The following is a 17,500-nucleotide window of genomic DNA, read 5'->3' on the forward strand; positions in this document are numbered from 1 at the left end:
TGGATTAACGGATTACATATGACTGAACAGCGCCCGATTGCGGTCCTGGGAGGCGGAAGTTTCGGTACCGCCGTGGCCAATCTGTTGGCCGAGAACGGCCATCAAGTCCGGCAGTGGATGCGTGACCCCGAGCAGGCCGAGGCCATCCGGGTCAATCGCGAGAACCCGCGTTACCTCAAAGGCATCAAGATTCTGCCCGGCGTGACCCCGGTCACCGACCTGCAGGAAACCCTCGACGCCTGCGATTTGTGTTTCGTGGCATTGCCGTCCAGCGCGCTGCGCACAGTGTTGGCGCCGCATGCCGAACGCCTGAGCGGCAAGATGCTGGTCAGCCTGACCAAAGGCATCGAAGCCCACACCTTCAAACTGATGAGCCAGATTCTCGAAGAGATCGCCCCGAAGGCGCGCATCGGCGTGCTGTCCGGGCCGAACCTGGCACGGGAAATCGCCGAGCACGCGCTGACCGCCACTGTGGTCGCCAGTGAAGACGAAGAACTGTGCAAAGCCGTGCAGGCCGCGTTGCATGGCCGTACTTTCCGCGTCTACGCCAGCGCCGACCGATTCGGCGTGGAACTGGGCGGGGCGCTGAAAAACGTCTACGCGATCATCGCCGGCATGGCGGTGGCGCTGCAGATGGGCGAGAACACCAAGAGCATGCTGATCACTCGCGCCCTGGCCGAGATGACCCGGTTTGCGGTGAATCAAGGCGCCAACCCGATGACCTTCCTCGGTCTGGCCGGGGTCGGCGATCTGATCGTCACTTGCTCGTCGCCGAAAAGCCGCAACTATCAGGTCGGTTTCGCTCTTGGTCAGGGCTTGAGCCTCGACGAAGCGGTGTCGCGTCTCGGTGAAGTGGCCGAAGGGGTCAACACCCTGAAAGTGCTCAAGGCCAAGGCCCAGGAGGTTGGCGTGTACATGCCGCTGGTCGCCGGACTGCATGCAATCCTGTTCGAAGGGCGCACGCTTGAGCAGGTGATCGGTCTTCTGATGCGAGGCGAGCCGAAAACCGACGTCGACTTTATTTCCACCAGTGGTTTCAACTGATTCAGCAGGGAGCAGGGCATGAACGATCCGAAAACCGAAGCCAAATATGAATCCATCCTCCTGCGGGCGTTGTGGATGATCATCTACGTGCTGGTCTGGCAGGTAGCGCAGTTCATCCTCGGCGCGGTGGTGCTGGTGCAGTTGATCTATCGTTTGATCTATGGCGCCCCGAGCGCCAGCCTGATGAATTTCGGCGACAGCCTGAGCCAGTTTCTGGCGCAGATCGGTCGTTTCGGCAGCTTCCACAGCGACCAGAAACCCTGGCCGTTCGCCGACTGGCCGGCGCCGCGTACTCCGGAAGGTGAGGCGCCACACGTTGTCGCGCCGGCACCGCATCCGGCCCGGGATGAGGAACCCAAGCTATGAAACTCTGGGTATTGCGTCACGGTGAGGCCGAGCCCTACGGCTCACGCCCCGACTCCGAGCGGGAACTGACCGCCCACGGTCGCAAGGAAGTGTTGAGCAGCGCAGCCCGCTTGATGGGCCAGCCGCTGACCGCCATCTATGCCAGCCCGTACCTGCGGGCACAGCAGACGGCGCAACTGGTGCGCGAAGCCCTGGGCTTTGAGCCGGAGATCCGCACCGTCGAGTGGTTGACCCCGGAAGTTGACCCGGACCGCGTGGCCGAGCAACTGGTTTCGGTGAGCAACGTTTTGTTGGTCAGCCACAATCCGCTGGTGGGAAATCTGCTCAGCTACCTGCAACATGGTGCCGGCTATCCGCCGGAAAAAGTCAGCACCGCCGGGCTGGCCGAGCTCGAACACAGCGAGTTGCTGATCGGTTCGATGAAGCTGAACAGTCTTAAACATCCCTGAAATTTTTTGTACGAAATAGTCAACCAAGCACTTGCTTGGTTGACTACGCTTGCTCCAGACCAAAAAACAGGAGCGAGTCGAATGTCTTCTGCCTTCCGTTTGCCGCTGGACGTGTTTTACGAACGCGAGGCCCGGCACCCGCGTCAGCGTTTTCTGGTGCAGCCGATCGGCGGCGGGCAGGTCGAAATCCTGACCTGGGCCGACGTTGGCTATCAGGCCCGCTGCGCCGCGCACTGGTTGCGATCCCGGGAGTTGCCGCCAGGCAGCCATATCGCCCTGATCTCGAAAAACTGCGCGCACTGGATCATCGCCGACCTGGCGATCTGGATGGCCGGGCATGTCTCGGTACCGTTCTATCCGAACCTCACCGCCGAATCCGTGAATCAGGTGCTCACCCACTCCGAAAGCGTGCTGGCGTTCATCGGCAAGCTTGATGACTGGCCGGGCATGTCAGCGGGTGTACCGGCCGGTCTGACAACAGTCAGCCTGCCGCTGCATCCGCCGGGCACGTTCGATTTCAACTGGGACGATGTGCAGCGCAGCTCGCCGATCCAGGACGATCCGCGTCCCGCCGCCGAGCAATTGGCGACGATCATTTACACCTCCGGCACCACCGGCCTGCCCAAGGGTGTGATGCACAGCTTTGCCAACCTCGGGTTCGCGACGACGCGCGGCACGCAGCTGTTCGGTCTCAATGAGAACGACCGGCTGCTGTCGTATCTGCCGCTGTGTCATGTTGCCGAGCGGATGTTCGTCGAACTGGCGTCGATCTATACCGGGCAAACGGTGTTTTTCGCCGAGAGCCTCGATACCTTCCTCGCCGATCTCAAGCGGGCGCGGCCGACGGCGATGTTCGGTGTGCCGCGGATCTGGACCAAATTCCAGATGGGCGTCTACAGCAAGATCCCGGCGAAACGTCTGGATTTCCTGCTCGGTCTGCCCTTCATCGGCAAACGGATAGGCCATAAGGTGTTGGCCGGGTTAGGGCTGGATGCCCTGCGCGTGGCGCTGTCCGGTGCGGCGCCGGTGCCGCTGACCTTGTTGCGCTGGTATCAGAAACTCGGGCTCGACGTGCTGGAGGTCTACGGCATGACCGAAAGCTGCGGTTATTCGCACATCTGCCTGCCGGGGCAATACAAGGAAGGCTGGATCGGTCGGCCGTGTCCTGACGTGGAAGTGCGTATCGATGAGTCCGGCGAAGTGCAGGTGCGCAGCCAGGCGAACATGCTCGGCTATTTCAAGGAGCCGCAGAAAACCGCCGAAACCCTTACCGAAGACGGTTTCCTGCGCACCGGCGACAAAGGCGAACAGGACGCCGCAGGGCGTTTGCGCCTGACCGGGCGGCTCAAGGAAATCTTCAAGACCAGCAAGGGCAAATACGTCGCTCCGGCGCCGATCGAAAATCGGCTGGCGGTGCATTCGCGGATCGAACAGGTCTGCGTGGTCGGCGATGGCCTGAGTGCGCCGCTGGGGTTGTGCGTACTCTCGGCCGTGGGCCGGCAAGAGCCCCGCGCACCGCTGCATTCGAGTCTGGAAAAACTGCTGGAGGAAGTCAACGCCGTACTCGACAAGCACGAGCGCCTGCGCCGGCTGGTGGTGGTCAAGGACAGTTGGGCGGTGGAGAACGGCTTTCTCACGCCGACCCTGAAAATCAAACGCAACATCATCGAAGACACCTACGGAGCACGTTTCGAAGAATGGAGCGAGCGCAGTGAGACGGTGCTGTGGCAGGATTGAGCGTCGATCAAAACAACAAAGGAAGCCTGCGATGACCTTGTGGCGCACCACTCCGAACATCGAGCAGTTGAACGCAATCCAGAAAAACACCATCGGCGAAGTGCTGGACATTCGCTTCGAGTCCTTCGACGAGGAGTCGCTGACGGCCAGCATGGTCATCGACCATCGCACCCATCAGCCTTACGGCCTGCTGCACGGTGGCGCCTCGGTGGTGCTGGCCGAGACCGTCGGCTCGATGGCCAGCTACCTGTGCATCGATGCCAGCAAGTTCTATTGCGTGGGGCTGGAAATCAACGCCAACCACTTGCGTGGCCTGCGCAGCGGTCGGGTGACGGCGGTGGCCAGACCGATTCACATCGGCCGCACCACCCATGTCTGGGACATCCGCCTGACCAGCGATGAAGGCAAGGCCAGTTGTGTGTCGCGTCTGACCATGGCGGTGGTGCCGCTGGGAGAACAACCGCCGGCGCGTTGATGGCTCAAGCGTCATAGCCCTGACCGGACTGTCATCATTCCTGGCAGTTACGGTCATTGCTGTAGGACGCGGTCTTACGGACAATCAACGCCTGTTTTCCGCTCATGGATTTGCCGGTATGTCGCAACCGATCTTCTTCGCCCACGCCAACGGTTTCCCTTCGGGTACCTACGGCAAACTGTTCGCGGCGCTGGCGCCCGAGTACCGGGTCGCGCATCTGGAACAACACGCCCATGACCCGCGTTTCCCGGCGGGTGACAACTGGTACCACCTGGTCGACGAACTCATCCATCATCTTCAACAGCAAGATGAACCGGTGTGGGGCGTGGGCCATTCTTTCGGCGGCATGCTGCATTTGCACGCCGCACTGCGTTGCCCGGAACTGTATCGGGGTGTGGTGATGCTCGACTCGCCGGTGCTGACCCGCACCGATCAATGGGTGATCCGCGCCGCCAAACGCTTTGGTTTCATCGACAAACTGACCCCGGCCGGCCGCACGTTGGGGCGCCGCGAAGAGTTTGCCGATCTGGACAGCGCCCGTGGTTATTTCGCCGGCAAGACCTTGTTCCGCAGCTTTGATCCGGAATGCTTCGATGCTTATCTGCAGCACGGTCTGCACAAGGTCGGCGACAAGCTGCGCCTGCGCTTCGATCCTGCGACCGAGATCAGCATTTATCGCGGCGTGCCGCACACCAGTCCTGCTCATACCCGGCAATTTAAGGTGCCGCTGGCAGTGGTGCGTGGACACAAGAGCCGGGTGGTGATGAACCATCACACCCGGTTTGTCGGGCGTCTGCCTCAGGGCGAGGCGCTGACCGTGCCCGGTGGCCACATGTTTCCCCTTGAACGCCCGCAGGATACGGCGTTGCTGCTGAAAAGCCTGTTCACCCGATGGGACGGTCGCCAGCAAAAGGATTGCGCATGAACCCCGCCGTCGAAGAAGTGCGCCTGAGCCTGCCGCATATCGAACTGGCGGCGCACCTGTTCGGCCCGGAAGACGGGTTGCCGGTGATCGCCCTGCACGGCTGGCTGGACAACGCCAACAGCTTCGCGCGCCTGGCGCCCAAGCTCAAAGGCCTGCGCATCGTGGCACTGGACATGGCCGGTCACGGGCACTCCGGGCATCGCCCGATTGGTGCCGGTTACGCACTTTGGGATTACGCCCATGACGTGCTGCAGGTGGCCGAGCAACTGGGCTGGAAACGTTTCGGCCTGCTCGGGCATTCCATGGGCGCGATCGTTTCGCTGGTGCTGGCCGGCTCGTTGCCCGAACGCATCACCCATCTGGCGCTGATCGACGGGGTGATTCCTCCTACCGACAAAGGCGAAAATGCCGCCGAGCGCATGGGCATGGCCTTACAGGCACAGCTCGATCTTCGGGAAAAGCGCAAACCGGTCTACAACACCCTCGACCGGGCCATCGAAGCACGGATGAAAGGGCTGGTGGCGGTCAGTCGCGAAGCCGCCGAACTGCTGGCACAACGCGGCCTGATGCCGGTGCCCGGCGGTTACACCTGGCGCACCGACAACCGCCTGACCTTGCCGTCGCCGTTGCGTCTGACCCAGGAACAGGCGATGGCGTTCGTGCAGCGCATTGCCTGTCCCGCGCAATTGGTGGTCGCCGCCGACGGCATGCTGGCCAGACATCCGGAGCTGCTGGAGCGTCTACCCTTTGACCGGGAGCAGCTGCCGGGCGGGCATCACCTGCACCTGAACGATGAGGCCGGGGCCGAGCTTGTCGCAGACTGTTTCAATCGGTTCTTCGCCATTCCTTGACTTGCTCCCGGCAACTGTCGAGGCTGGGCGGGTTGAAATGGGAGACAACCAAGATGGATTTCTACACCGCTGCGACTTCGAACTGCCCTCAAGGCACCCAGGCCATGTCCCTGCGATGAGCCTGTCCATGCGATCTATCAGTCTGCTGGCGCTGTGCTGTTTCAGTCCCTTTCCATTCGCTGCCGACCTGCCGGGCAGTCAGGATCTGCCGATCGTGCCGCGTGTGGCCGATGCGCAGATCGTCGACTATCGCCCTGCCGCAGAGCTGGAGCGGATCTACCCGCTCGGCTCGATCCGCAAGATCAGCGGCCAGTTGCGTTTCGACGGCCAGGTCAGCGCCCGGGGGCAAACCACCTCGGTGACCTACGAGTTGCCGCCGGAACATTCCGCCACCGAAGCTTTCACTCTCGCTCGCGAAGCCCTGCAAAAGCAGGATGCCCAACTGTTGTTCTGGTGCCAGGCCCGGGATTGCGGCGAGAGCAGCCTGTGGGCCAACGAGGTGTTCGGCAACGCCAAACTGTACGGTGCCGACGAGCAGCAGGCCTATCTGCTGCTGAGGCTCGCGGCGCCGCGCGACAACACGCTGGTGGCGCTTTACAGCATCACTCGCGGCAATCGCAAAGCCTATCTGCACGTTGAACAGTTCGAGGCGCTGGCACCGCTCGGTGACCTGCTGCCGACCTCGGCCACGCTGCTGCGGGAGTTGAAAAGCACCGGCGAACTGGATTTTCCGAAGCTGGTTGGCGATCCGGATGATACCTGGCTGCGTTTGCTGTCCCGTGGTCTGAACCTCGACACCACCTTGCGGGTGACGGTGTCCGGGTCGAAAGCCGAGGCCTGGCGGCAGGCGTTGATCGGGCAGGGCGTGCGTGCCGCGCGAATGGAAACCGGCAGTGTCGATGGCGAAGGTCTGCGCATCGATCTGTTGCGGTAGGTGTATCGGGCGGGCACGCGCCGCGTGTTCGCCTACTCTTTGGATGAATGTTTTTTTCGAGACCTCGCATGCTCAATAACGATCGCCTGTTGGTGCAGATCCTGTTGCTGGTGCTGTTCGGCGCCAGCCTGTGGGTGATGGCGCCGTTCTGGTCGGCGCTGTTCTGGGGCGCGGTGCTGGCGTTTGCCAGTTGGCCGCTGATGCGCCTGCTGACCCGCTGGCTCAGTGGCCGGGAATCCCTCGCGGCCCTGTTGCTGACCATGGGCTGGATGTTGCTGGTGGCGGGGCCGCTGGTGTGGCTCGGCTTTAACCTGGCCGATCACGTGCGTGATGCCACGGCGTTCATCAAGGATGTGCAGGTCGATGGATTGCCCGAGGCACCGAGCTGGCTGGGCGGCGTGCCGCTGGTGGGCGAACGGCTGGTGGGAATCTGGAACAGCATCGATCAGCAGGGCGCGGCCCTGATGGTGACGGTCAAACCTTATCTGGGGCAGGTCGGCAACTGGTTGCTGGCGCGCAGTGCGCAGATCGGCAGCGGAATTCTCGAGCTGACCCTGAGCATTGTTTTCGTGTTCTTTTTCTACCGTGACGGACCGCGATTGGCGGCGTTCGTGCACAGTCTGCTGCAGCGCCTGATCGGTGATCGGGCCGGTTACTACATCGATCTGGTGGCCGGTACGGTGCAACGGGTGGTCAACGGGGTGATCGGTACGGCGGCGGCACAAGCGATACTGGCGCTGATCGGGTTCCTGATTGCCGGGGTGCCGGGGGCGCTGGTGCTGGGGATCGTGACGTTCCTGCTCAGTCTGATTCCGATGGGGCCGCCGCTGGTATGGATTCCGGCCACGGCGTGGCTGGCCTGGAAGGGTGAGTACGGAATGGCGGTGTTTCTCGGGATCTGGGGGACGTTCGTCATCAGTGGCGTGGATAACGTGCTCAAGCCGTATCTGATCAGCCGTGGCGGGAATCTGCCGTTGGTGATTGTGTTGCTTGGGGTGTTTGGCGGGTTGATTGCATTTGGCTTTATCGGCTTGTTTATCGGGCCTACGCTTTTGGCGGTCGCTTATAGTTTGTTGACGGATTGGAGCAAGAGTCAGGCTCGGGTCGACGATCGGCGTTGATGGTGAGCCTTGGCGGCCGTTCACTCGCCCCGGCGTTCGGCCCTCGCTGGCTCGGGTTCCTTCGCTCCGACGTCCCTCCGGGGGGCATCGACGTTGTCGATGAGTCCGGCTTCGCCAAACGGCACTGCGTGCCAATCCCCGGATGAACACCTCCACTCAGCCTTCCGAAGGGGCGGGCGGATCAAGATCAAGAGCGCTGTCGAGCTGGCGCTCATCCTGTTTTTTGGATTACCTCACGTCGCCACATTCAAATACTTGCCCACCGATGCGGTGTTTTCGAGCGAGTACTGCTTGCTCAGGTTGGCAATCATGCGGTTCAGCGCTTCGGTAGTGGTTTGGTTACTGCTGGCGGTTTCTTCGTCGCTTGGGTGTTCGCGAGCTGCATGCAGTGCAGCTTTCAGTTCGTCGCTGCTGACGCCACCGCTGCTGTCGCTGTCCAGCACCTTGAGCAGGGCGGCAGCGGTGTCGGTGTTGTTCGAGGCGGTGCTGTCGCTGACCTGCAACGCGCTGTTCAGTTCGGTGGCGGTCACCGTGCCGTCGCCGTCAGCATCGAGTTGGCTGAACAGTTCGTCGCTGGAGGCTTGAGGGGGCGGTGGTGGCGGTGGGGCCATGGCGGTCATTTCTTCGGCGCTGAGGCTGCCGCTGGCGTCGCTGTCCAGATCGCCGAATTGTTGGTTCAGGCTGACCAGCAGGCCGTCGTTGGACTGTTGCGACAGGGCGCTGCCCAGTTCGTCCTGATCCACCGCGCCGTCGCCGTTGCTGTCGAGTTTGGCGAACAGTTCCTTTTGCAGTTGCTGGCTGCGGGCGTTTTGCGTGGAGGTGCTGCTGGTGCTGGTATAGCTCGTGTAGTTGCTGACGCTACCGATCATCGGGCTCACTCCTTGGACTGGAAAACCGGTGGGTGTACCGGCTTATGCAGCCTCCAGTCGCAACGTGTCGTGGGTATGTGAGGTTTGTACCGGTCGGTACACAGTCAGGCGCAGTGGCGAGGCAGTTGGATCACGGCGGTCAGGCCGCCGCCGGGTGTTTCTGCCAGGGTCAGTTGTCCGCCCTGGCGCTGCGCCGCTTCCCGGGCGATGGTCATGCCCAGGCCGACGCCGCCGGAGTTGCGGTTGCGTGAGCCTTCGAGGCGGAAGAACGGTTCGAATACGGCTTCACGCTTGTCCGCCGCGATGCCCGGGCCATGGTCGATGACGTGGATCAGCAATTGTTCGCGCTGGTCTTGCAGTTCGATGAGCGCGTGGCCGGCATAGCGCAGGGCGTTGTCCATCAGGTTGTTGATGCATGAGCGCAGTGCCATCGGCTGCACCTGCAACGGTGCGCAATGGCCGCTGACCTGCACGTCCGCGCCTTGATCCTGGGCGTTTTCGCACAGGGATTCGACCAGCGCCTGCACGTCCATCAGTTGCAAGGCTTCGCTGGTGCGCTGTTCGTGCAGGTAGGTGAGGGTGGCGTCGAGCATGCCGATCATGTCGTCCAGGTCCTGGCGCATCTGGCCTTGCAGTTTGTCGTCGTTGATGTTTTCCAGGCGCAGTTTCAGCCGCGACAGCGGGGTGCGCAGGTCGTGAGAGACGGCGCCGAGCATCCGCGCCCGCTGCTGCACCTGTTCGCGGATGCGCTGCTGCATCAAGTTGAACGTGTGCGCAGCCTGCCGTGCTTCCCGGGGGCCGGTTTCGTCCAGCGGCGGGCTGTCGAGGTCTTCACTCAGGCGTTCGGCTGCATCGCTCAGGCGCTGGATGGGCCGGGTCAGCAGTTTGGCGCCGTACCAGGCGGCGATGATCAGCGAGATGAACTGAAAAGTCAGCGGCACGATCGGCCCGCCGAACCAGGGGCGCGGCGGGCGGGGCGGGTAGCGCGGATCCTGTGGCGGCTGTTTGCTGTCGAGGCTTTCCGAGAACTCCGGCGGCGGTGGCGGTGGTGGCGGGCCGTAGAGGCGGAACCAGGCGAAGGCCAGCAAATGCGCCAGGACGATCGCCACCAACAGCACGCCGAACAGGCGGCCGAACAGCGTGTCGAAGCGCGCCCGCATCAGCCGATGTCTCGTGCGTCGAACAGGTAGCCTTCACCGCGTACGGTCTTGATCAGTTGCGGGGCTTTCGGGTCGTCGCCGAGTTTTTGCCGCAGGCGCGAGACCAGCAGGTCGATGCTGCGGTCGAAGGCTTCGATCGAGCGACCTCGGGCAGCGTCCAGCAACTGTTCGCGGCTGAGGACCCGGCGCGGACGTTCGATGAACACCCAAAGCAGGCGGAATTCGGCGTTGGACAGCGGCACCACCAGACCATCGTCAGCGATGAGCTGGCGCAGGACGCTGTTCAGGCGCCAGTTGTCGAAGCGGATGTTCGCACGCTGTTCGGTGCGGTCGTCGCGTACCCGACGCAGAATCGTCTGGATCCGCGCCACCAGTTCCCGAGGTTCGAACGGCTTGGCCATGTAGTCATCGGCACCCAGTTCCAGGCCGATGATCCGGTCGGTGGGTTCGCAGCGGGCGGTGAGCATCAGGATCGGGATGTCCGACTCCGCGCGCAGCCAGCGGCACAGCGACAAACCGTCTTCGCCGGGCAGCATCAGGTCGAGCACCACCACGTCGAAGTGTTCGGCCTGCATCGCCTGGCGCATCGCCGCTCCGTCGGTGACGCCGCTGGCGTGAATGTTGAAGCGGGCCAGGTAGTCGATCATCAGTTCGCGGATCGGCACGTCATCGTCGACGATCAGGGCACGAATGTTCCAGCGCTTGTCGTCTTTCTGCTCGTCGTTCACGGAGACTTGGGAGTTGTGCATGAGGCTGTTCATCTGCCAGTAGGCCGCCAACCACAAAGATAGGCTGCGAGGTTGTGGTTTCAGCATAGGCGTCCGGCCGTGAGGCGGGAAGGGCTGCTGTAAGGACTTGTTGCGGCTGGCGAGGCTAGCGCGGGCGCATGTTGCCGGCGTGTCGGTTGTGTATCGGCTTCGACACAATATCCTGCAGGGCTATGCTGATCACGGCTGGCGCGACGATTTACCGATCATCGGGTGCCGCGCCGTCGCCGGTTCCGCTACAATGCGCGCCGATTTCGACTTGCCTGAGAGCCCACCCATGTTCGCCTGCCAGACTCCTATCATCGTCGCCCTGGATTTCCCCACCCGTGACGCCGCACTGAAGCTGGCCGACCAGTTGGACCCGAAGCTGTGCCGGGTCAAAGTGGGCAAGGAATTGTTCACCAGTTGCGCGGCGGAAATCGTCGGCACCCTGCGTGACAAGGGTTTTGAAGTATTCCTGGACCTGAAATTCCACGACATTCCCAACACCACGGCGATGGCGGTCAAGGCCGCTGCCGAGATGGGCGTGTGGATGGTCAACGTTCACTGCTCCGGTGGCCTGCGCATGATGGCGGCCTGCCGTGAAGAGCTGGACAAGCGCAGCGGCCCGCAGCCATTGCTAATCGGCGTGACCGTGCTGACCAGCATGGAACGTGAGGATCTGGCCGGTATCGGTCTGGACATCGAGCCGCAGGAGCAGGTGCTGCGTCTGGCGGCATTGGCCGAGAAGGCCGGGATGGACGGTCTGGTGTGCTCGGCGCTGGAAGCCACCGCGCTGAAAACCGCGCACCCGTCGCTGCAACTGGTGACCCCGGGGATCCGCCCGGCGGGCAGCGCCCAGGACGATCAGCGTCGCATCCTGACTCCACGTCAGGCCCTGGATGCCGGTTCCGACTATCTGGTGATCGGCCGTCCGATCAGCCAGGCGGCAGATCCGGCCAAGGCACTGGCCTCGGTGGTTGCGCAACTGGCCTGAACGAACAGCTGAAGCATCAAGAAGGGAGCCCAATGGCTCCCTTCCTTGTTTTCAGACCTTCAACACCAGCTTGCCGAAGTTCTCACCGCTGAACAGTTTGCCCAGGGTTTCCGGGAAGGTTTCCAGGCCTTCGACAATGTCTTCCTTGCTCTTGAGCTGACCCTTGGCCATCCAGCCGGCCATCTCCTGGGCGGCGCTGGCGTATTGTGCGGCGTAGTCCATCACCACGAAGCCTTCCATCCGCGCGCGATTGACCAGCAGCGACAGGTAGTTGGCCGGGCCTTTGACCGCTTCCTTGTTGTTGTACTGGCTGATGGCGCCGCAGATCACCACGCGTGCTTTCAGGTTGATACGGCTGAGCACGGCGTCGAGGATGTCGCCGCCGACATTGTCGAAATACACGTCCACGCCTTTCGGGCATTCGCGTTTAAGGCCGGCCACAACGTCTTCGCTCTTGTAGTCGATGGCGCCGTCGAAGCCCAGTTCATCGACCAGAAACTTGCACTTGTCGGCGCCGCCGGCAATCCCGACCACCCGGCAACCCTTGATCTTGGCAATCTGCCCGGCAATGCTGCCGACCGCGCCCGCTGCGCCGGACAACACCACGGTGTCGCCGGCCTTCGGTGCGCCGACATCGAGCAGGGCGAAGTAGGCGGTCATGCCGGTCATGCCCAATGCGGACAGGTAAACCGGCAGCGGTGCCAGTTTCGGATCGACCTTGTAGAAACCTCTTGGCTCGCCGAGGAAATAATCCTGCACGCCAATGGCACCGTTGACGTAGTCGCCAACGGCAAACCCCGGATTGTTTGACGCGATGACTTTGCCTACGCCCAAGGCGCGCATGACTTCGCCCAGACCCACCGGCGGAATGTAGGACTTGCCTTCATTCATCCAGCCGCGCATGGCCGGGTCGAGGGACAGGTATTCGTTCTTGACCAGAATCTGCCCCGCCGCCGGTTCGCCGACCGGTACTTCCTGATAGGTGAAGGTCTCGCGGGTGGCGGCGCCCACCGGGCGTTTGGCGAGCAGGAACTGGCGATTGGTCTGGTTGGTCATGACAGGCACTCGAAATGAATGAAGCCTTGTTGATAGACCTTCATGCGCGATGTCGCAAGGTTGGCTCACGGGGCGAATGCAGGCCGATCCAGTACGGTGATAGTCCCCGGCGGGGTTTCATCACTGCGATTCATGCAGGCCTAACCGGCCTTTTGATAGTGCTGACGTCACTCAGGCCCCTGTGGCTATGCTGCCTTCATCAATCCCCCGCATTCGAGGACATAACAATGAGCATGACGTTTTCCGGTCAGGTAGCCGTGGTGACCGGCGCGGCCAACGGCATCGGCCGCGCGACGGCCCAGGCATTCGCCGCCGAAGGTCTGAAAGTGGTGGTGGCCGATCTGGATGCGGCCGGGGGCGAGGGCACCGTGGCGCTGATTCGTACAGCCGGCGGCGAAGCGACTTTCGTGCGCTGCAACGTGACCGTCGAAAGCGAAGTGAAAAATCTGATGGACGAGGTGATCAATACCTACGGTCGTCTCGACTATGCCTTCAACAACGCCGGGATCGAGATCGAGAAGGGCAAGCTGGCCGAAGGCTCGATGGATGAGTTCGATGCGATCATGGGCGTCAACGTCAAGGGCGTCTGGCTGTGCATGAAGTATCAGCTGCCGTTGCTGCTGGCCCAGGGCGGCGGGGCGATCGTTAACACTGCGTCGGTGGCTGGGCTGGGTGCTGCGCCGAAGATGAGCATCTACGCGGCTTCCAAGCATGCGGTGATCGGCCTGACCAAGTCCGCCGCCATCGAGTACGCCAAGAAGAAAATCCGCGTCAACGCCGTTTGCCCGGCGGTGATCGATACCGACATGTTCCGCCGCGCCTATGAGGCAGATCCGAAGAAAGGCGAATTCGCCAACGCGATGCACCCGGTCGGGCGCATCGGCAAGGTCGAGGAAATTGCCAGCGCCGTGCTGTACCTGTGCAGCGATGGTGCGGCCTTTACCACCGGCCATTCGCTGGCCGTGGATGGCGGCGTGACCGCCTTCTAAGGCGACATTGACTGATGCTTGAAAGAATCCGCCCTTCGGCGGATTTTTTTTACTTGGGGAGCGGTTCCGTGAATCCGCTAAACAATGTGTATCAAATGGTGAGAACGGAGGCTTTTGGCGGTTTTGTCGCACAGCCTGAAGGGCGCGGCTGTGATTAACTGCCGCCAGCAAAATGGACAGGAGTTTGCGTGCTCATGGAATTGAGAATTGACCGACTGGCAATGGTGCCGGTCGTACAGCAGATTGTTGACGGATTGATCGAGTGGATCATGCAGGGGCAGGTGCCGCCGATGACGCGCCTGCCCTCCGTGCGAGAGATCGCGCGGTGCAATCTGCTCAGCCAGTCCTGCGTCATGGAGGCTTGCGAGCGGCTGGTGGCGCAAGGGGTTCTGGCCTCGCGTCAGGGCTCGGGTTTCATGGTGGCGGCTTCGTTGCCCGGTTGCTGCAACGCGATCGATGGCTCAGGGTGCGAGAGGGAGCGCAACGGGGGCGATCCAGCCTCCGGCTGGCGCAGCGGTTTGACGCTGGGAAGTGGCGTGCTGCCGGAGAGTTGGCGCGAGCCCGACGATCTCGGTTATGCGATCCGCGAGGTGACACGGGCCGACATGGCCAGCCTGTTCAACTACAGCACGCCACTGGGCCTGCCGGCGTTGCGCGAGCAGATCGTCAAGCGCCTGGGATTGCTGAGTATCGAGGCTGTCGAGGGGCAGGTGATGACCACCGCTGGCGCCAGCCACGGGCTGGATCTGATCGTGCGCACGTTGTTCAAGGCCGGCGATTGTGTCGTGGTCGAAACTCCCGGTTATGCGCCACTGTTCGATCTCCTGCGCTTGCATGGCGTGCGCATGCTGGAGGTTCGCCGCACGCCGGTCGGTCCGGATGTCGAGGCGCTCGAGGCGTTGCTGCGGCAGTTTCGGCCCACCGCGATGTTCATCAACAGTCATCACCACAATCCTACGGGCAGTTGCCTGTTGCCGGCGGTCGCTCGACGCATCCTCGAATTGAGCAGAATCCATGACCTGCGGCTGATAGAAGATGATGTCTACGCCGACCTGCACAATGGCAGTGGCACTCGCCTGGCTGCGCTGGATGACGAGGGGCGAGTGATTTACCTCGGCAGCTTTTCCAAGACCCTGAGCAGCTCGCTGCGAGTGGGTTTCGTGCTGGCCGATGGTGAGCTGATCGAGCGGATGGCGCGGGTCAAGATGATCAGTTGCATGGGCACCTCGAGGTTCTCTGAGGCGGTGCTGGCCGGGATGCTGGCCAGCGGCGCCTATCGCAAACTGGTGCAGCGCCAGCGTCAGCGCCTCAATACCGATCGTGTGGCGGCCTTGCAGGCCCTGGAAGATGCTGACTGGGAAGTGTTCGGCAAACCCTCGGGCGGGCTGTTCATCTGGGCGCGCGCGCCACGGGCTGGTGAGCAGCATTTGCGCAGGCAAGCGTCGCGCTGCGGGGTGCAGTTGTCTTGTGCAACCTCGTTCAGCCCCAGTGGCGAAGCCTGCGACTGGCAGCGCATCAACGTGGCTTACGCCTGTGATCCTCGGGCGCGACAGTTTTTTCGAAGCACGACCGTGGATCGACCTCAAGCGTTCTGAAAACGACGCGTGCGTAGCTTTTTGCCATTATTCCGACGCCAGAGACTTGTGCTGCTTCAAGGCCGTTGCGAATCTTCGGTAACAGACTATGGCAGGGGACTACGCGCAATGATTTCGGCCGTGCAAGGACGTTTTGCCAACCTCGGTATGGCGAAAAAACTGGGTATCGGGTTTGTGCTGGTGTTGTTGCTGACTGCTCTGGTGGCGGCCATTGGCGTCTGGTCACTGCAAACCATCAGTCATCGTTTCGACGGGCTCAAGCAGATGTCATCGCTCAACAGTGGCCTGCTCAAGGTGCGGCTGCTGGAGCAGGATTACGCCTTGCACGGCAATCCGAAAACCGTCGATGCCTTGCACGAGGGTGTCGATGGCCTGATCGCCATGGCCGACCAACTCAAGATTTTGTCGCCGGGCAACGAGTCGGTCATGAGCGACGTTCAACAGTCATTGGGCGCATACCGCAAGGCGTTCGATGAATTCGTCTCGTTGTCCCAGGCCAAGGACCTGGCGCTGGAAATGGCCAGTTGGTCGGTGTCCAGCGTCGCCAACAATCTTGATGTGTTGCAGGCCGGTCTGGCCGACGACGGTGCGTACACGCTGAAAGACAGCGAGGGCAAGGACGGGGCGCAGTTCATCGAGCAGGCTGGGCAGGTCAGCCAGGTCTCACGCTTGATGTTGCAGGCGATGAACGAAGCGCGGGTACGCCTGGATCAAAGCCGCAAGGGTGATGACAGTGCCGGTCAGGGCAATATCGAACAGGCCGCGCAGGCTCAGGCCCAGGCTGAACAGCTCAAAACCACGGTCAAGGACGAAGGCTATCTGACGGTGCTCAATGAGGTCTCCGGGCACATTGCCGGTTTCAGTGAAAAGCTGGCCGAATACACCGGGTTGCTGGCCCAGGAAAAGACCGTCTATCAGCAGTTGCATCAGCGGGCCGACGAAGTCGTGGCGCGGGTCGATCAGGCGTATGTCGCGCAGGACAGCGCGATGCAGGGCGAACTGAAAAAGAATTCGGTGCTGATCATTGGCTCATCGGCGCTGGCGTTGCTGGTCGGGCTGATTGCGGCGTGGGTGATCACCCGCCTGATCGTGGCGCCGTTGCGCAGCGTGATTCACGTGGCGCAACAGATTGCTGCCGGTGATCTGAGTGCAACGATCGAGGTCTCCCGCCGCGACGAAATCGGCCAGTTGATGCTGGCCATGCAGCAGATGGGCGCGGGTTTGAGCACGATTGTCAGCGGATTGCAGGCGGGGATCGAGCAACTGGCCAGTTCGGCACAATCGCTGTCTGCGGTGACCGAACAGACCAACCTTGAGGTCAGCAGCCAGAAAGAGGAAACCGAACAGGTCGCCACGGCGATGAATCAGATGACCGCCACCGTACACGATGTGGCGCGCAATGCAGAAGAGGCGGCGCTTGCGGCGCAGACTGCTGACGGCAAGGTCGAAAGTGGCCAGCAGGTGGTGCGCCAGAGCATGGCGCGGATTGAGCAGTTGGCGGATTCGGCGACGTCGGCCAGTTCGAGCATCGAAAGCCTCAGTGCGGAAATCCAGAATATCGGCACGGTGCTTGAGGTGATCAAGAGTGTTGCCGAGCAGACTAACCTGCTGGCGCTCAACGCGGCGATCGAGGCAGCGCGGGCGGGTGAGCAGGGCAGGGGCTTTGCGGTGGTCGCCGATGAAGTGCGGGCGCTGGCTCGGCGCACTCAGCAGTCGACCGAGGAGATCGAGCGGCTGGTCAGTGCCTTGCGTTCGGCGGCGCATTCATCGGTGCAGCAGATTCAGAGCAGCGGCGAGCTGGTGAAGTTGGCGGTGAGTGATGCGTTGCAGACCGAGAGTGCGTTGGGGAGTATTGCGGCGGCGGTTTCGTTGATTCAGCAGATGAACCAGCAGATTGCGGCGGCGGCCGAGGAGCAGAGTTCGGTGGCGGAGGAGATCAATCGCAGTGTGACGAGTATTCGGGCGAGTGCGGATCAGTCTTCGATTGCCATGCGGGGGAATGCGGCTTCGAGTGTTGAGCTGGCGCAGTTGGGGAGTGAGCTCAAGGGGATGGTGGGGCATTTTCGGCTTTGACCTTGGCGGCCTTGGGGCCGACCAGGTTCCCGTTTTATTGCGTTTATATCCGTTTCTGCGGGTGCTGCTGCTGGCGGTTTCGCCCTTACGGCGAGTCACTTTTTTCAAACGCC

General features: G+C 62.1%; 17 protein-coding genes and 1 pseudogene. 14 read left to right on the forward strand and 4 right to left on the reverse strand.

Annotated elements, in window-relative coordinates; genetic code table 11:
- Window positions 1–18: 18 nt before the first annotated feature.
- The 9 genes from AC1MDC_RS04480 to AC1MDC_RS04520 all read left to right on the forward strand — a co-directional run bounded on the left by AC1MDC_RS04480 (window position 19) and on the right by AC1MDC_RS04520 (window position 7,902).
- Complete coding sequence (locus tag AC1MDC_RS04480; RefSeq protein ID WP_085697034.1) at window positions 19–1,044, forward strand: NAD(P)H-dependent glycerol-3-phosphate dehydrogenase; 1,026 nt, start codon at window positions 19–21, stop codon at window positions 1,042–1,044.
- Window positions 1,045–1,062: 18 nt separating this feature from the next.
- A complete protein-coding gene (locus tag AC1MDC_RS04485; protein WP_085697033.1) occupies window positions 1,063–1,410 on the forward strand; it encodes a DUF4389 domain-containing protein in 348 nt (115 codons plus the stop codon).
- Window positions 1,407–1,859, forward strand: coding sequence for a phosphohistidine phosphatase SixA (sixA, locus tag AC1MDC_RS04490; RefSeq protein ID WP_085697032.1), 453 nt, complete (start codon window positions 1,407–1,409; stop codon window positions 1,857–1,859). The genes AC1MDC_RS04485 and sixA overlap by 4 nt, the downstream gene beginning before the upstream one ends.
- A gap of 81 nt (window positions 1,860–1,940) precedes the next feature.
- The gene (locus AC1MDC_RS04495; protein WP_480392567.1) at window positions 1,941–3,596 is read left to right on the forward strand and encodes an AMP-binding protein; all 1,656 of its coding nucleotides are present in this window, start codon (window positions 1,941–1,943) and stop codon (window positions 3,594–3,596) included.
- A 31-nt stretch (window positions 3,597–3,627) separates the two neighbouring features.
- Window positions 3,628–4,071 carry a hotdog fold thioesterase gene (locus AC1MDC_RS04500; RefSeq protein ID WP_025112971.1) on the forward strand — a complete coding sequence of 148 codons (444 nt, stop codon included), beginning with the start codon at window positions 3,628–3,630 and terminating at the stop codon, window positions 4,069–4,071.
- Window positions 4,072–4,189: 118 nt separating this feature from the next.
- Complete coding sequence (locus AC1MDC_RS04505) at window positions 4,190–4,996, forward strand: alpha/beta fold hydrolase (protein ID WP_480392568.1); 807 nt, start codon at window positions 4,190–4,192, stop codon at window positions 4,994–4,996.
- Entirely contained in the window at window positions 4,993–5,847 is an 855-nt protein-coding gene (locus AC1MDC_RS04510) for an alpha/beta hydrolase (RefSeq protein WP_085704777.1), read from the forward strand. Before AC1MDC_RS04505 ends, AC1MDC_RS04510 begins: the two co-directional genes overlap by 4 nt.
- Before the next feature lie 127 nt (window positions 5,848–5,974).
- The gene (locus AC1MDC_RS04515; RefSeq protein WP_480392569.1) at window positions 5,975–6,781 is read left to right on the forward strand and encodes a DUF4892 domain-containing protein; all 807 of its coding nucleotides are present in this window, start codon (window positions 5,975–5,977) and stop codon (window positions 6,779–6,781) included.
- 68 nt (window positions 6,782–6,849) lie between these two features.
- Window positions 6,850–7,902, forward strand: coding sequence for an AI-2E family transporter (locus AC1MDC_RS04520; protein WP_085697027.1), 1,053 nt, complete (start codon window positions 6,850–6,852; stop codon window positions 7,900–7,902).
- A gap of 233 nt (window positions 7,903–8,135) precedes the next feature.
- On the opposite strand, the gene xopAW is transcribed toward AC1MDC_RS04520, so the two are convergent.
- From xopAW to AC1MDC_RS04535, 3 genes are all read right to left on the reverse strand, one after another.
- Window positions 8,136–8,771 (reverse strand): EF-hand domain-containing protein, encoded by a 636-nt coding sequence (gene xopAW / locus AC1MDC_RS04525; RefSeq protein WP_085697026.1) that lies wholly within the window; start codon window positions 8,769–8,771, stop codon window positions 8,136–8,138.
- 104 nt (window positions 8,772–8,875) lie between these two features.
- Complete coding sequence (locus AC1MDC_RS04530; protein WP_085697025.1) at window positions 8,876–9,931, reverse strand: sensor histidine kinase; 1,056 nt, start codon at window positions 9,929–9,931, stop codon at window positions 8,876–8,878.
- A complete protein-coding gene (locus AC1MDC_RS04535) occupies window positions 9,931–10,680 on the reverse strand; it encodes a response regulator (protein WP_085697024.1) in 750 nt (249 codons plus the stop codon). The genes AC1MDC_RS04530 and AC1MDC_RS04535 overlap by 1 nt, the downstream gene beginning before the upstream one ends.
- Before the next feature lie 295 nt (window positions 10,681–10,975).
- Between AC1MDC_RS04535 and pyrF the strand changes: the two genes are divergently transcribed.
- A complete protein-coding gene (gene pyrF, locus AC1MDC_RS04540) occupies window positions 10,976–11,674 on the forward strand; it encodes an orotidine-5'-phosphate decarboxylase (protein WP_480392570.1) in 699 nt (232 codons plus the stop codon).
- Window positions 11,675–11,725: 51 nt separating this feature from the next.
- Here pyrF and AC1MDC_RS04545 read toward each other — a convergent pair whose 3' ends face one another.
- A complete protein-coding gene (locus AC1MDC_RS04545) occupies window positions 11,726–12,730 on the reverse strand; it encodes an NADP-dependent oxidoreductase (protein WP_480392571.1) in 1,005 nt (334 codons plus the stop codon).
- A gap of 227 nt (window positions 12,731–12,957) precedes the next feature.
- Here AC1MDC_RS04545 and AC1MDC_RS04550 point away from each other — a divergent pair, with 227 nt between their 5' ends.
- From AC1MDC_RS04550 to AC1MDC_RS04565, 4 genes and pseudogenes are all read left to right on the forward strand, one after another.
- Entirely contained in the window at window positions 12,958–13,719 is a 762-nt protein-coding gene (locus tag AC1MDC_RS04550; protein ID WP_007917441.1) for an SDR family oxidoreductase, read from the forward strand.
- 194 nt (window positions 13,720–13,913) lie between these two features.
- A complete protein-coding gene (locus AC1MDC_RS04555) occupies window positions 13,914–15,314 on the forward strand; it encodes an aminotransferase-like domain-containing protein (RefSeq protein ID WP_480392572.1) in 1,401 nt (466 codons plus the stop codon).
- Between the two features lie 987 nt (window positions 15,315–16,301).
- A pseudogene (locus AC1MDC_RS04560) lies at window positions 16,302–16,526 on the forward strand (HAMP domain-containing protein); the annotation flags it as partial.
- Window positions 16,524–17,387: a methyl-accepting chemotaxis protein gene (locus AC1MDC_RS04565; protein ID WP_416383559.1), complete on the forward strand. Its 864-nt coding sequence runs from the start codon at window positions 16,524–16,526 to the stop codon at window positions 17,385–17,387. The pseudogene AC1MDC_RS04560 and the gene AC1MDC_RS04565, both read left to right, overlap by 3 nt.
- Window positions 17,388–17,500: the final 113 nt, after the last annotated feature.

Source organism: Pseudomonas sp. 1, from assembly GCF_056626735.1.